At 61.3% G+C, this 14,755-nt stretch carries 11 protein-coding genes; 7 read left to right on the top strand and 4 right to left on the bottom strand.

Going from position 1 to position 14,755, the window contains the following annotated elements; translation table 11 throughout:
• The first annotated feature begins 120 nt into the window (after window positions 1–120).
• Entirely contained in the window at window positions 121–906 is a 786-nt protein-coding gene (locus ACQ66J_RS09630; protein ID WP_430431453.1) for an EAL domain-containing protein, read from the top strand.
• Here the strand turns inward: ACQ66J_RS09630 and ACQ66J_RS09635 are convergent.
• The 4 genes from ACQ66J_RS09635 to ACQ66J_RS09650 form a co-directional block, all read right to left on the bottom strand.
• A complete protein-coding gene (locus ACQ66J_RS09635) occupies window positions 903–2,336 on the bottom strand; it encodes a coniferyl aldehyde dehydrogenase (protein ID WP_430431454.1) in 1,434 nt (477 codons plus the stop codon). The genes ACQ66J_RS09630 and ACQ66J_RS09635 overlap by 4 nt on opposite strands.
• An 11-nt stretch (window positions 2,337–2,347) precedes the next feature.
• On the bottom strand, window positions 2,348–3,955 hold the full coding sequence (locus ACQ66J_RS09640; RefSeq protein ID WP_430431455.1) for a GMC family oxidoreductase: 1,608 nt from the start codon (window positions 3,953–3,955) through the stop codon (window positions 2,348–2,350).
• The gene (locus ACQ66J_RS09645; RefSeq protein WP_430431456.1) at window positions 3,952–5,208 is read right to left on the bottom strand and encodes a serine hydrolase domain-containing protein; all 1,257 of its coding nucleotides are present in this window, start codon (window positions 5,206–5,208) and stop codon (window positions 3,952–3,954) included. Before ACQ66J_RS09645 ends, ACQ66J_RS09640 begins: the two co-directional genes overlap by 4 nt.
• 136 nt (window positions 5,209–5,344) lie before the next feature.
• Complete coding sequence (locus ACQ66J_RS09650) at window positions 5,345–6,493, bottom strand: PQQ-dependent sugar dehydrogenase (protein WP_430431457.1); 1,149 nt, start codon at window positions 6,491–6,493, stop codon at window positions 5,345–5,347.
• A gap of 100 nt (window positions 6,494–6,593) precedes the next feature.
• Here ACQ66J_RS09650 and ACQ66J_RS09655 point away from each other — a divergent pair, with 100 nt between their 5' ends.
• From ACQ66J_RS09655 to ACQ66J_RS09680, 6 genes are all read left to right on the top strand, one after another.
• Window positions 6,594–7,052, top strand: coding sequence for a hypothetical protein (locus ACQ66J_RS09655; protein WP_375549972.1), 459 nt, complete (start codon window positions 6,594–6,596; stop codon window positions 7,050–7,052).
• A gap of 335 nt (window positions 7,053–7,387) precedes the next feature.
• Window positions 7,388–10,120, top strand: coding sequence for a TonB-dependent receptor (locus tag ACQ66J_RS09660; protein WP_430431458.1), 2,733 nt, complete (start codon window positions 7,388–7,390; stop codon window positions 10,118–10,120).
• 109 nt (window positions 10,121–10,229) lie between these two features.
• Window positions 10,230–10,703, top strand: coding sequence for a hypothetical protein (locus ACQ66J_RS09665; protein ID WP_430431459.1), 474 nt, complete (start codon window positions 10,230–10,232; stop codon window positions 10,701–10,703).
• On the top strand, window positions 10,687–11,625 hold the full coding sequence (locus ACQ66J_RS09670) for a sterol desaturase family protein (protein ID WP_430431460.1): 939 nt from the start codon (window positions 10,687–10,689) through the stop codon (window positions 11,623–11,625). The genes ACQ66J_RS09665 and ACQ66J_RS09670 overlap by 17 nt, the downstream gene beginning before the upstream one ends.
• A gap of 273 nt (window positions 11,626–11,898) precedes the next feature.
• Complete coding sequence (locus ACQ66J_RS09675) at window positions 11,899–13,023, top strand: ferritin-like domain-containing protein (RefSeq protein ID WP_430431461.1); 1,125 nt, start codon at window positions 11,899–11,901, stop codon at window positions 13,021–13,023.
• Window positions 13,024–13,161: 138 nt separating this feature from the next.
• Entirely contained in the window at window positions 13,162–14,712 is a 1,551-nt protein-coding gene (locus tag ACQ66J_RS09680; protein ID WP_430431462.1) for a L,D-transpeptidase family protein, read from the top strand.
• Window positions 14,713–14,755: the final 43 nt, after the last annotated feature.

Raw genomic sequence — 14,755 nt, forward strand, 5'->3', positions numbered from 1 at the left:
GGCCTCCCCATGGCCAAAATCGGAAGTCGTGATGCTTTAAATCAGGCGCACCGTTCTCGAAGCGCCATACTCTTCATTAAGTTGTGTGAGTTACAGTCATAAAAAACCCAAGGGTGTTTCATGACTGTTTCCAAGCTCGCTGACGCTGATTGTGAAGACGCCGTCTGCCGCTGCGCTGAGCCGATTCCCGAGCGCCTGCGGTTTGCGTTTCAGCCGATCATCGATTTCAAGTCGCGGTCCATCTTTGCGCAAGAAGCGCTGGTGCGTGGCGCGGAAGGGCAGTCCGCAGGATCGGTCCTGTCCAAGGTGACCGCCGACAATATTCACGCCTTTGACCGTCACTGCCGCATTCAGGCGCTCAAATCGGCGAGCGCGGCTCTGTCGGATCGGCCTGAGCTGTTGTCTCTGAACACCATGCCCAATGCGGTCTATGACCCGGCGACCTGCCTGCGCACAACATTGGCGGCGGCGTCGGCGAACGGCTTTCCGATCAATCGCATCATGTTCGAGATGACCGAGCATGAAGCGGTCACCGACCCCGACCATTTCGCCATGATCGTGCGCTCCTACAAGGATATGGGTTTCCTTACGGCGCTGGACGATTTCGGTTCCGGCGGGGCGGGGCTGACGCTTCTGGCTGCAGTCATGCCCGACATTATCAAGCTGGATATGGCGCTGGTCCGCAATGTTCATATCAGCCCGGTCAAACGCACCATCCTGTCGGCCATGGTGGACATCTGTGAGCGCTTTGACATCAAGATCATCGCCGAGGGCATTGAGGTCAAAGCCGAGGCGCGCGCCTTGCTCGATCTGGGGATTCACCTGTTTCAAGGCTATTATTTCTCCAAACCGCAACTGGACGACGCCCCGGCGATTTCTGACATCAATTGGTCGATCGCAAGCTAGCCAGCTTGCAGCTTCTTGAAGAATTCAAACATCTTGCCATAGGGCGGGCGGATCAGCCGGCTGGGGTGCCAGACCGGGGCTTCAAACACGCCGCGCTCATGGGTGAAGGTCAAAAACCCGCTCTCCCCGTGATAGCTGCCATAGCCCGAGGCGCCGACGCCGCCAAACGGCAGGTCTTCCACCGACAGATGCAGAAGCGGGATATTCACGGCCGCGCCGCCTGAAATCGTCCGGCTCAGAAAGTCGCGCGCGGTCTGTTTGGACTTGGCGTAGACATAGAGCGCCAGCGGCCGGTCGCGTTCATTGATGAAGCGTGCGGCGTCTTCCAGCCCGTCATGGCCCAGCACGGGCAGGATCGGGCCGAAAATCTCTTCCTGCATTAGTTTGGAGTCGAGCGGCGGATTGACCACCACCGTGGGCGGGAAAATTCGCGTATTGCCCGCGGCGGCCTTGTCAAACGCCAGCTGGTGAACTTCAGCGCCCGCCTGGCGCACCTCTTCGACCATCTCGCTCAAACGGGCGTGATGGCGTTCCGAGATGATCGCTGTGTAATCGCCATTGGTGGCGACATCGGGCCACATCTCGCCGGTTTCATGCATCATGGACTTGGCGAAGTCTTGCTCAGAACCGCGCGGGACCAGGGCGTAATCAGGCGCCACGCAAGTCTGGCCGGCGTTCAGGAATTTGCCCCAGGCCAGGGTCTTGGCGGCTTCCGCGCCGTCAAAATCCGGCGCAATCACGGCGGGCGATTTGCCGCCCAGCTCCAGGGTCACCGGGGTCAGGTTGTCCGCCGCCGCCTTGGCGACGATGCGCCCCACCTGGGTGGAGCCGGTGTAAAACAAATGATCAAACGGCAAGGCGGTGAAGGCGCTCGCCTCGTCCACGCCGCCCTCAATGACCGCAACATGGTCTTCGCTGAACAGCTCAGCCAAAGTGGATTTGATCAAGGCGGCGGTGCGCGGGGTGAATTCGCTGGGCTTGATCATCACCCGGCAGCCTGCCGCCAGCGCGGCGACCAGCGGCGCAAAGGCCAACTGCATGGAATAGTTCCAGGGCGAGACGATGCCGACCACGCCCTTGGGCTCGCGCCGCACATAGGCCTTGCCCGGCGCCAGCGTCATCGGCACCGAGACGGGCTTTGAGCTCGCCCATTTGTTGAGGTGCTGGCGGCTGTGCTTGGCCGTGGCGATGGTGAAGCCCAGCTCCGCCAGCGCGGTTTCAGATTTGGAGCGTCGGCCGAAATCGGCGTCGATGGCGGCGGCGAACTCGTCCCCTCGGGTTTTGACCAGCGCTTCGATCTTCTCCAGATCCGCCTTGCGGTCAGACAGCGGGCGATGGCGCTCGGACTCAAACGCGGCTTTTTGCCGGTCGAAAACCGCCTGCATGGCGTCGATAGTGTCCGTGGCGGTCTGCATATGGGTATCAGGCATGAGTCTGTCTCCTAGCTCGCACGGATCATATCGGCGGCGCGTGTGGCGATCATGATGGTGGGCGCATTGGTGTTGCCGCCGACTATACGCGGCATGACGGACGCATCCACTACGCGCAGATTTTTTACGCCGCGCACACGGCATTGCGGGTCTGTGACCGAGAGCGCGCCGCTCCCCATCGCGCAGGTGGAGGTTGGGTGGTAGAGCGTTTCAGCGCGCTGTCGCACTTCCTCGGTCAGGGTCGCCCGGCTGGCCGCTGGATCGGCGGGCAGGTCCAGCTGATCAAACTCGCCATCAAACGCGCTGCTGAGCAGAAGATCGCGGGCGATCTCCAGGCAATCGGTCATCACCTCCACATCTTCCTCATGATCGAGATAGTTGGGATCGATGCGGATCGGCGCGCGCGGATCGGCGCTGTCCAGTTTCAACCGGCCCGTGCTTTGGGGATAGAGGTGACAGGCGTGCAGGCTGATCCCGTGTCCGGTCAGCGTGTCGCGGCCATGCGGGCTGGCCAGCGCCGGGATGAACACCAGCTGGATGTCGGGCAGGTCCCGCGCCCGGCTGGACCGCACAAAGCCGCAGCCCTGGACCGGGTTGACGGTGAATTTGCCGGTGCCCGTCAGCGCCCATTGCAACACGTCGCGGGCCGTGGCGGGAAATTTGCGCGCCGAATAGCCGATGGAAGTCGCCGATTTCGTGCGCGCGCGCGCCAGAATGTCGAGATGGTCCTGTAGGTTCTCACCGACGCCGGGCAGGTCGTGTTCGACACTGATCCCGTGTTCCCGCAGATGGTCGGCCGGGCCGATGCCTGACAGCATCAACAGATGCGGCGAGTTGATCGCCCCGCCCGACAAGATCACCTCGCGCTTGGCGGTGACGGACTTCATCTCTCCGTCGACCTCAATCAGCACGCCCTGCGCTTCACCGTTCTCGATCACGATGCGATGGGCCAGAGCGCCGGTGACGACGGTGAGGTTGGGACGGTTCAGGGCCGGTTTGAGAAACGCATCCGCCGCTGACCAGCGCTTGCCGCCTTTCTGGGTGACCTGATAGGGGCCGAAGCCTTCCTGCCGAGCGCCGTTATGATCATGGTTTTCTGGGATCTGGCGCTGGCGGCAGGCCTCGAAATAACGCTCGGTCAACGGATTGAGCGGGCCGATCGTCTTCACGTTCAGCGGGCCGCCCTGACCGTGGAAAGGTGCGCCATGGTTTTCATTGTGCTCGACAGATTTGAAAGCCTCCAGCGCCGCATCGCCATTCCAGCCTTCAGCGCCGTATGTGCTTTCCCAATCGTCGTAATTCTCAAGCGCGCCGCGCATGTAATGCATGGCGTTGATCGAGGAGGAGCCGCCCAGCGTCTTGCCGCGCGGCCAGTAGAGCTTGCGGTCGTCGAGATTGTGCTGCGGCTCTGTCCAGTAATCCCAGTTGATCGCCGGATTGGTGATGGCGAACTGAAGCAGCATGGGCGTTTTGATGACGGCCTTGTTGTCGGATCCGCCGGCCTCCAGGACGCAGACCGTCACATCCCGATCCTGGCTGAGCCGATCGGCGAGCACGCATCCCGCCGAACCGGCCCCGACGATCACATAATCAAACTCCATGTCTTCCACGCGGCTCATTGGCCGCCCCCGTCACGCGGCAGTCTTTGCACGTCCTGGAAAGCGCCTCTCGGCGCGACCGTCTCGGCGATGGCGCGGAAGACGGCGGTCATCTCCACGCTGCGCTCGCCCCAGTCTGCGTCGCCGGCGTTTTGGGCGATGACCAGATTCCGGGTCCGGTCTATCCAGATATACTGACCGAACACGCCGGCGGCGTAGAATTCGCGATCATAGTTTTCCGGAATCCAGAAGTGCAGACCATAGCCGCGATGAGCATACCGGCTTGCGCCCGGTTCATGCGACGGCGTGGGCGGGGTGGACACCAGATCCACCCAGCCCTCAGGCAGAAGACGCTCGCCGTTCCAGACGCCGTCCTGCAGGTAGAGCTGGCCCAGACGCGCATAATCCTCGCTGCTGGCCTGCAAGCAGCAATAGCCGATCGCGACGCCTTCAGGGCCGGGCTTGTGCTGCAGCCAGGTCGCGCGGTCGCGCATGCCCAGGGGTTCCCACAGCTCACGCTGGATGATCTCGGCGAGGCGGCCTTCATAGACGCCGCGCACGACCGCGGAGAGCACATGGGAGTTGGGGCTGATATAATGAAAATCTTCGCCCGGCTCGCGATCACGCTCAATCCGCGCGATCATGTCGTCAGGATTGCGGCGCATGATGAAGGCGTTGAAAAAGAGCGGGCGCACGTCAGAGGGCGCGTCGGCGCTGTATTCTTCGTTAAACGCCATGCCCGAGGACATCATCAGCAGATGGCGCAAGCTGGTCGCGCCATAATCGGTCCCGGCGTATTGCGGCGCATACTGGTCCACTCGGTCATCCAGGCTGTCGATCAGGCCCTCATTCAGCGCCTTCCCGATGAGGGTCGCAACGAATGACTTTCCGACGGACCATGAGGTGAAGCGAGACTGGGCGTCCGCCTCATAGCCATAGGTTTGGGCGATGACCTCGCCGCGAGACAGAACGGTCAGTCCTGTGACCTTGGCTTCGGCGAGGTATTCGCCAATCGTTTTGGTTTCCCCCTGCCACTCATAAGTGATGTCGAGCGATTGAACGTCGCGCGGGAAAGGGGCGGGTGCGTCAGCGTCGATCCCGGTGCTTGGCAGGATTTCGTCCATGCGCTGATAGGTCGTCGGATAGTGCTCCGGGTCGTCCAGCGACCGGATCTTGGCCGGCGCGAAATCAGACCAGGGCCTATAATACCAGCCTGCGCCCACGAGCCCGAGCAAAACCAACGCGCCCAATACGGCTGTCAGGATACGCTTCATTCAATCTCTCCCCGAACATGTTCGCCCGATCTCGCCGCAATCTGCGGGGCGGGCAAATCAGTTAGCCTTAAGTGAACACCTTTCAGAGAGTGAGCGCCAGTCAAAACCGGCTGTCCATGTCGGCGCCGGGGCGTGTTCACTCTGCGGGGGTCAGCCGCAAGACCTGTCCCTCCGGGGATTCCGCCAGCAGCCAGATTGCGCCGTCTGGACCGTTGAGGACTTGCCGGATGCGTTGTCCGCGTTCTGACAACAGACGCTCCTCGCCCACCACGACGCCGTCTTCCAGGTCCAGCCGGTGAAGCGCTTGTCCCGCCAGCGCCGAGACCAGAAGGTCGCCGCGCCAGTCTGCGAACAGATCGCCGTCATAAAGCGCCAGACCGCTGGGGGCGATCGAGGGCGTCCACACCCATTCAGGGGCGTCAAAGCCGTCATGATCAAAGAAGGGCGAGATTCGCGCGCCGTTATAATCGAGCCCCAGGGTGGCGATGGGCCAACCGGCGTTCGCGCCGGCGTTCAGTGCGTTCAGCTCGTCGCCGCCGCGCGGGCCGTGCTCATGGGTCCAGATCGTCCCCGTCTCGGCGTCCAGCGCGATGCCCTGCATGTTCCGATGGCCATAGCTGTAGACATAAGCGGCCGCCCCACCCTCTTCGGCGAAGGGGTTGTCGATGGGCCCGGAGCCGTCCGGGTTCAGCCGCAATACGGCGCCGAGATGATTGCTGCGCACCTGGGCCTCTTCGCGATAGGCGAAGCCTTCCCCGGCGGTCATCAGCAACGTGCCGTCCGGCAAAAAGGCCAGGCGCGCACCGTAATGGGCGTTGGTGCTGCGCATGGGCTCAGCGCGGAAAACCGTTTCGCCGTCCATCAGCTGTCCCGCTTCGAGGCGGGCACGATAAAGCGCTGGCGTATTGGCGTCCGCCGTGCCTGAAGCGTAGCTGAGATAGACGACGCCCGTGGTTTCAAAGTCCGGGCTCAGCGCCAAATCGAACAGTCCGGCCTGCCCCTCCGCGAAGACGTCATCCGGGCCGCCTTGCACATCAATGAGTACGCCATCACGGAGATGTTTGACGCCGCCATTGCGTTCGCTGATCAGCGCGGACCCATCAGGCAGAAATGCCATGTCCCAAGGTGTGAGCAGACCTTCTGCGATCAGTTCGACCTGATAGCGGGCGGGATCCAGATCTGTGGCGGGCGGCGCTGCTTGTGGCGCCTGGGAGCAGGCGCTGACAGCGCCCATCACAAGCGCGAGACCGCTCGGTGCGATGACGGATTGGATCAGCCGGATCATGATGGTTCCCTCGCGCGTGTGTTTGCGGCAGTCTCGCATTTATTGCGAGCGCCAGGCACTATGAGCGCTATGCTCGGTGCGTGCAAAGGGGGAATGGGCCATGACGATACTTCGAGTTTTTGGCGCTTATCTGGCGGCGGTGCTGGTTCTGATTGTGTTAGCCGTCATCACGCAGAGCCTTTTTGTGTTGTCTGCATTGACCGCTGTCGGCGCCGAGATCGGCGCTGGAGATGCGCTTGCAATGCTAGGTGACGATCTGATCGGGCTGGGCCCGCTCTATGGAATATTTATCGCCTTGGGATTGGCGGTCGCCTTGCTGGCGGCGGCGCTTGTGAGCCGTTTGCTGCCCGTGCCGCGCGGATGGGTGTTCAGCGCGGCCGGCGTGGTGTGCATGCTGGTGATGCTGACCTTGATGAAAGAAGTCTTTTTCGGGGTTCAGATTATTGCGGGCGCGCGCAGCATGACGGGGTTGGTGGTGCAAGCTGTCGCAGGTGGGATCGCAGGCGTAGTTTTTGTCCTGCTGACGCCGCAGGGCGATCTTTCTAAGTCACGCACTTAAAAGCGCGAATCTCGAACGCCCGCCTAACCATGCGGAGAGTCGAGGCGCGGGGTTGCGCCCAGTCTTTGGTGAATACCACTCATGCGCCAGTAAATATTTTTGTGCGCAGCATAAAACATAACCAACCAGTTTATGCATAAATATATCAATGCTTTGATTAAATTGCTGCGCTGCACGTGCAGGTTGGAATTGTGGCGTTTGCGCAACGGCTGGGTCACTGAACGAAGAAGTCTGCATGACAAAACGGTCAAAGCCTGCATAAGCTTAGGTCAAGTGCGGACAGCGATCCTGAACAAAATATCGCGACGCAACACCAATCAGGGGAGGAGACCTTCATGAACCGTTTGACCAAAGCCGCCGTTCTCGGGGCGACGGCGCTCGCAGCAGGCGTTGTCGCTGCGCCTGCGTTCGCTCAGCAACCGGATGTGATCACTGTCACCGCGCAAAAGCGCGAACAGACCTTGCAGGAAACGCCGGTTTCGGTGGCCGTGGTCACCGACACCGCGATCCAGCAATCGCAAATTCGCGATGCGGCGGACCTGCAGACCCTTGTCCCGTCTCTGCGTGTCGCCGAGTTCGCCTCGTCCACCAACACCGAGTTCAGCCTGCGCGGCATTGGCACCTCGAGCTTCAACCCCGGGCTTGAGCCGTCTGTGGGCGTCTTTGTGGATGGCGTTTACCGTCCGCGGGCGGGCGCGGCCATCAACGATCTTCTGTCGATCGAGCGCGTCGAAGTGATCCGCGGTCCGCAATCCACCCTGTTCGGCCGCAACACGCCGGCCGGCGTGGTGAGCTTCATCACCAAAGAGCCCGAATTTGAGCTGGGCGGCGATGCAGAAGTGACGTTTGGCGATTTCGGCCAGTTCGTCGCCAAGGCCACCGTCACCGGTCCGATCATCGAGGATGTGCTGGCGTTCCGCGTCGACGCGACCACGCACACCAACACCGGCTATCTGGACAATGTGTCCCCAGTGGCTCAGCGCCAGGAGCTTAACAATCGTGACCGCCAGTCCTATCGCGGTCAGCTGATGTGGTACCCGACGGACGCGACCGAAGTGCGCATCATCGCCGATCTGGGCGTGATTGATGAGAACTGCTGCGCGGCGCCCTTTGGCTATTATGACCCGATTGACCAGGGCGCGATCATTGCGCTGGGCGGTACGGCCCTGCCCGCCGACCCGTTTGACGGCCAGATGGCGGTCGACGGCAATGTGAACACCCAGCTTGATACGGCGGGCCTGTCCGCCCAGATCGATCATGAGTTTGACGGCTTCACCTTCACCTCGATCACCGCGTATCGCACCTATGACGAATCCCAGAATATCGATGCGGACTTCTCCGATATCGACCTGCTGGGCGCGCGTAATATTGACAACGAATACAATAGCTTCACCCAGGAATTCCGCTTCACTTCCAATGGCGGAGAGTTCGTCGACTGGATGTTCGGCGGCTTCTATTACAAGAACGAACTCGAGTTCAATCAGCGCCTGACTTACGGCGAGGACAGCAAGGCGTTCTTCGACCTGGCGTCTGCAGGACAAGTCGCCGACCTGGTCTCGGCGTTCGGCCTGCCGGCGGGTACGGGCGGCATTACGCTGACGGAATTCCTGATCGGTGCGAACAATCAATTGGGCGTCACCGGCGTTCCGCAATTGCCGGCAGGCGGCTATCTGCAGGCTGGCACGGGCGTCGAGCAAGAGAACTACCAGTACGATACAGAATCCTGGTCAGCCTTCGGTCAGTTTGACATCAACTTCACCGATCGTCTGACCCTGACGATTGGCGGGCGTTATACTGAAGAAGACAAGGAGATGGAGACCCGGATCAATATCAATGATCCGCTCTCGGCTCTGAGCTTCACTGAGCTGGGTGGAACGCTGCGCCTGCCTGAAGCGTCGCTCTGCCCGTCCTTCCCGAACGGCAATTCGTGCCCGTACCTTCTGACCACGGTTCTGGCTCAGCAGGCGGCTGCTGATCCAACCTTGGCGGCGCAATTGGAAGGCGCACTTCAGGCGTCCGGCATTCCTGGCGCAACGCTCGCCAATCCGTTCGTGGTCTATGATCCGACCGTTGCGGCCTTCCTGGCGAACACTCCGTTCAATCTGCTGACCGATTTCAGCGCGTTCCAGAATTTCGGCCCGGTGGACGCCAGCCAGTATCCGAGCTCGCGGTCAGACGACAATTTCTCTTACAACGCCATCCTCAGCTATGATGTGACCGATACGTTCAACATCTATGCGAGCTATTCCACCGGCTTCAAACCGGGCGGGTTCAACCTGTCTTATGAAGCGGCGGAGACCGGCATCTTCGAGTTCGAGGATGAGAGCGCTTCATCCTGGGAGCTCGGCGCGAAAGGCTCGCTGCTGGACGGCGCGCTCGTCTATGCGGTGACCTATTTCAACCAGGAGATCGAGGACTTCCAGTCCGAGGCCTTCGTGGGCACAGGCTTTGCGCTCGACAATGCCGGCTCCATCGAAGTCAGCGGCATCGAGTTCGATTTCAGCTACGCACCGACGGATCGCCTGTTCTTCACCCTGGGCGGCACCTATCTGATCGATGACAAGTTCGGCGATTATGAGTTCGCGCCGTGCCCGGACAGCTCACCGCTCTTTGGCCCGGTCTGGGATCCGGCCGACCCGACCTTCTCCAATTGTAATGCACCGCGGACGAATGATCGCGGCGAGACCGGTACGTTCAATAACCTGTCTGGCGTCGACCGAGGCAATCCTGAGCTGGTGGCGGCCTTTACGGGCACCTACACTCATCCGGTCAATGATCGGCTTGATCTGATTCTGCGCGGTGAGGCCCAGCACACCTCGGAGTTCAATCTGGTGGCGAGCCTGGACCCGCGGCCGATCGCCAATCAGGACGCCTTCACCCTTTACAACGCGTCTGTGACGCTGTCGGCTGCGGATGAGAGCTGGGCGTTGCAGTTCTGGGGCCGCAACCTCACCGAGGAAGACTACGCCAAGGGTGGTTTCCCGTCGGTGGGTTATCTGGGCGCCAGCTTCAATAACTATCCTGGCGATCCGCGCACCTATGGCGTGACCCTGCGCGCCCGCTTCTAGGGGTTTCGTACATAGAAAACTGGATCAACGGCGCCGGAGCCTTCCGGCGCCGTTTGTCTTTGTCGTATCTCCTCTTGCTTTTTCGCGGTGAACGGCGTTCAGTTTTGATATGAATGACAGCCTCACATATGCGCTGGCGCTGATCGGCTCTGCGTTCGGTATTGGATTGATCGTCCTGCTGAACATGGCCATGGGCTGGACGCGTCTACGTCTGAACACCGAAGATGAGGCGCAGAGGTTTCTCAAGCGCGACGTCATGGGCTTTCAGGTCGGCTCCGAGTACGTTCTGACCCCGGACCGGTGCGCCTATCTGTGCCTTGAAGCGAACGGCGCGCGCATCGGCCTGGTGCTGGCGCGTGGTGACAATGCGGTCGTGCGCGCGCTGCGCCCCGGGGATGTGCGCTCGGCTCAGGTCAGCGGGACGACCCTGACGCTGGCGCTTTTTGATTACACCTTGCCGCGTGCGGTGCTGGAGTTGGGCCGGGACGGTCAGGCGACAGACTGGGCGGATCGACTGCAAGACTTTGTGCGTGCGCCAGGCGGCGCAGCCGGAAATGAGGCGCCTTATGCCAAATCTGCCTGACCCGATCCTGTGGGCCATACCCGCCTTCATCCTGCTGGTCATCGCCGAAATGATCTATGGGCGGATGACCGGCAACACCCGGTTCGAGCCGCGTGACACAGCCGCGAGCCTGGTGATGGGGTTGGGCAATACGGTGTCGGGCGTGCTGCTGGGCGGAATTGTGCTGGCCTGGCTGCTGTTCGTCGAACAATTCGCGCTCTTTGATATCGGGTGGGCCTGGTACTGGTTCGTGCTGGCTTTCGTGCTCGATGATTTCGTCTATTACTGGAGCCATCGCTGGGCGCATACAGTGCGCTGGTGGTGGGCGGACCATGTGGTTCACCATTCCAGCCAGCACTACAATCTGTCGACAGCTTTGCGCCAGCCCTGGCTGAACCCGTTGACTCTGAAGTTCATCTTTCTGGGCAGCTGGCTGGTTCTGGTCGGCTTTCCGCCGGCCATGATCGCCTTCGTCGGCGCGCTGAACCTGATTTACCAGTTCTGGATCCACACCGAGGCCGTGGGCAAGATGTGGGCCCCGATTGAGGCGGTGATGAATACGCCCAGCCATCACCGGGTCCATCACGCCACCAATCCGCGCTATCTGGATCGTAATTATGCTGGCGTCTTCATCGTCTGGGATCGGATGTTCGGTACGTTTGAGCCCGAAACAGACGAAGAAGAGATCCGCTATGGCATCGTGCGAAATCTGGGCACCCACAACCCGCTGACGATCTGCCTGCATGAATGGTGGGGGATTTTAAAGGATATCCGCTCAGCCCGCTCACCGCGGGAGGTGCTGGGCTATTGGCTCGGCCCGCCGGGCTGGTCGCCGGACGGCAGCCGGGACACATCCGCCATGCTGAAGGCCCGTTGGCTGGAAGAGCAAGGGGGCGACGCGGCCTCGCGGTCTGACAAGCATCCGCCCATCGCCGCCGAATAGCGTGCGATGCAGCATGCAAGAATAGTTATATTGATCAACGCACAGCGCGAATTGCGTCGCCAATCTATGCTGTCATGCAGCGAAAATAATTCCCTGTTTCATTGAAAATACCTTGTCTTGCGCTGGACAGGGATGGGTCAGTTGATCCAAAGTTGAGAAGTGAACGCCGTTCATTGCTTGCCGAAGACAAGCAGGCGGCGTGGAGCTGGCGCGTCCGGCTCATCGCTGATCCGCGGGCGCGCAGGCTCCTCTCGCAGCAGGCAGGAGGACCTGATGACGGCTTTGCGTGACCTTTACCCCATGCCCGGTATCGACCCGCACTGGCATGTGCCGAACGAATTTGATTCCGTGTTCGACTGGCGCTTCGACGAAGGCCGCACCACGCTCATGCACCTGTACCAGAAGGGTAAGGACATGCAGTGGGATGCGGTGGACCGCATCGACTGGGAGCTGGATCTGGACCCTGAGAACCCGATGGAGATGCCCGACGAGGCGGTCTCGATCTACGGCTCTGACATCTGGAACAAGATGAACAAGGCTGAGCGCATCGAGCTGCGCCGTCACACCCAGGCTTGGAATATCTCGCAGTTTCTCCAGGGGGAGCAGGCGGCGCTTCTCGCCGCCTCCAAGATCGTGCAGGCGGTGCCCGATCTCGACGCCAAATTCTACGCCGCCACCCAGGTGATGGACGAGGCGCGCCATGTGGAGGCGTATCGCAAACTGCTGGGCAAGTTCGGCGTCGCCTATCCCATGACCGATCCCTTGCAGAGGCTGGTGAATGACGCGCTGTCAGACTCGCGCTGGGACGTGACCTATCTCGCCATGCAGGTGGTGATTGAAGGGCTGGCGCTGGCCGCCTTCGGCACGATCCGTGATCTGGCGCAGAACCCGCTGGCGCGGATGGTGAACGCTTATGTGATGGAGGATGAAGCGCGGCATGTGGCCTTCGGCCGTTTGTCACTGCGCGATTACTATCCTCAGCTGACCCAGAAGGAACGCGATGAGCGCGAGGAGTTTCTGGTCGAAGCCTGTTATCTGATGCGCGATCGGATGACCCAGTCCAAGGAAATCTATGAGGTTCTGGGCTTGCCCGAAAAAGAGTGCCAAGAATTCACCGAGAATTCCGACATCGTCAAACTCTACCGCACCATGTTGTTCCAGCGCATCGTTCCGATCGTGAAGGATATCGGCCTGTGGGGGCCGAAGATCCAGCGCGCCTACGAGGATATGGGCGTCCTGCATTTCGCCGAGCTGGATCCGCAAGCCTTGCAGGATGAGGACGAGCGCATCGCCCGCGAGATCGACGGAGATCGCACCGGGCAGGTGGACGCCGCCAAGGCGCGTCGCGACTATATCCATGCGGTTGCGGCCGAAGGCGCGGCCGGGGCTGCGGAATAGCGCCAGAGAGCCTTTTAGAGCTTGCCTCACTCGTCGCCCTGGCATTTGCGCTGGGGCGGCGATTTTTTTGACGGAAGCCTTCTGGAGTGAGACCTTAACGCCTGTTAAGACTGACCCGTCTGAGGGGGCGCACTCATCATGGTCTGGCGAAATTGGATAGCAGGTCTGGCGCTTCTGGCGTGTCTGTGCGCCAGCCAGGCGCAGGCGACGGGCCGTAACTGGACGGCGCGCTGGACCGATGCGGAAGTGGATGCGCTGGGCTATGCGTTGTCTGAAGCCTGGACGCATGGTCTTGACCCGTCCGCCTATCCGCATCCTGACGCTTTGCGCGCTTTGCCCTATGGCGCAGAGCGGGACGAACGCGCGCGCGCTGTCTGGTTCGCTCTCGCTGAAGATCTCGCCTTTGGCGTGGTTGATCCACGCGCGCTTGATCCCGACTGGACCGCCCCCATCCGTGATGTGGACCTGTTGACGGTTTATGCGGAGGCGCGCGAGGGGGCGGGGATTTATGAAAGCCTTGAAGCGCTGGCGCCGTCTCATCCCGATTATCAGGCTCTGCGGGCCGAACTCGTGCGCCGGGCGGCCTTGCAAGACGCGCCGATACTGGTGCCCCCAGGCGAGGGAGCGCTCAGCCTGGGCGATACTGGACCGCGGGTTGACGCCCTGCGCGCCCGCTTGCGGCAGCTGGGTTTGGTGTCGGGCGAGACCGGGCCGGGCGCGCCGTTTGACGCGCGTCTTGAAAGCGCGGTGATCCGGTTTCAGACCCGGCATAATCTGGCGGCCGATGGCGAGGCGGGCGCGTCCACCCTTTTGGAGCTCAACGCCGGAGACGCCCGCCGCATCAGCCAGATCCGGGTCAATCTGGAGCGCTGGCGCTGGTTGCCGTCAGAGCTGGGCGCGCGCCATATCCGGGTGAATATCGCCGATTATGGTCTTGAGGCCTGGGAAGATGGGGCGGTTGTGCGCACCCATGAGGTGATGATCGGGCGGCGCTATTCACGCACGCCGATCTTCTCTGAAGACATGTCCATCATCGAGATCAACCCCTATTGGCTGACGCCAACCAGCCTGGGCGCAAGCTGGCTGCGCAGGTTCCGCACCAACCCCGCCTATGCCCTGTCATCGGGGTATCGCCTGGTGGATCTCGATACCGGCGCGCGGACAAACCCCTATGAGGCGGACTGGGCGAACCGGCGCTACCGGGTGATCCAGGTGCCTGGACCGAACAACGCCATGGGTCGGGTCAAGTTCCTGTTCCCCAATGTGCATAATGTCTACATTCACGACACGCCACACCGTGACTTGTTCGCCAACGCCCAACGTGATGATTCCTCAGGCTGCGTGCGGGTTCAGAACCCTGAAGACCTGGCGATCTGGATCCTCTCGGATGAGGGTTGGAGCGCGCAAGAGGTCGTCCAGGCCTTTGACTCCGGCCAGACCCGGCGGATCCGGCTTCGCCATGTTGTTCCGGTTCATATCCTGTATTTTACGGCTGTGTCTGATGAGCTGGGGCGGATCCGTTTCATTCATGACGTCTATGGCCGTGATGCGGACCTGGTTGCAGCCTTGTCAGACCCGCCGCTTTATATTCCGCCCGAGCAGCGATCTTCCGCAGCCGATGATGCTGAGGATGAGGGCGAGGATGACGCGGCGGGCGAGCCAGAGACTGCAACCGCCCCCTCGCTTTGACAGGCAGCCTGTCTACACACGGTATTTGCCAAGTTCATCGTCT

This window comes from Oceanicaulis sp. (assembly GCF_965284345.1).
Classification (GTDB): domain Bacteria; phylum Pseudomonadota; class Alphaproteobacteria; order Caulobacterales; family Maricaulaceae; genus Oceanicaulis; species Oceanicaulis alexandrii_A.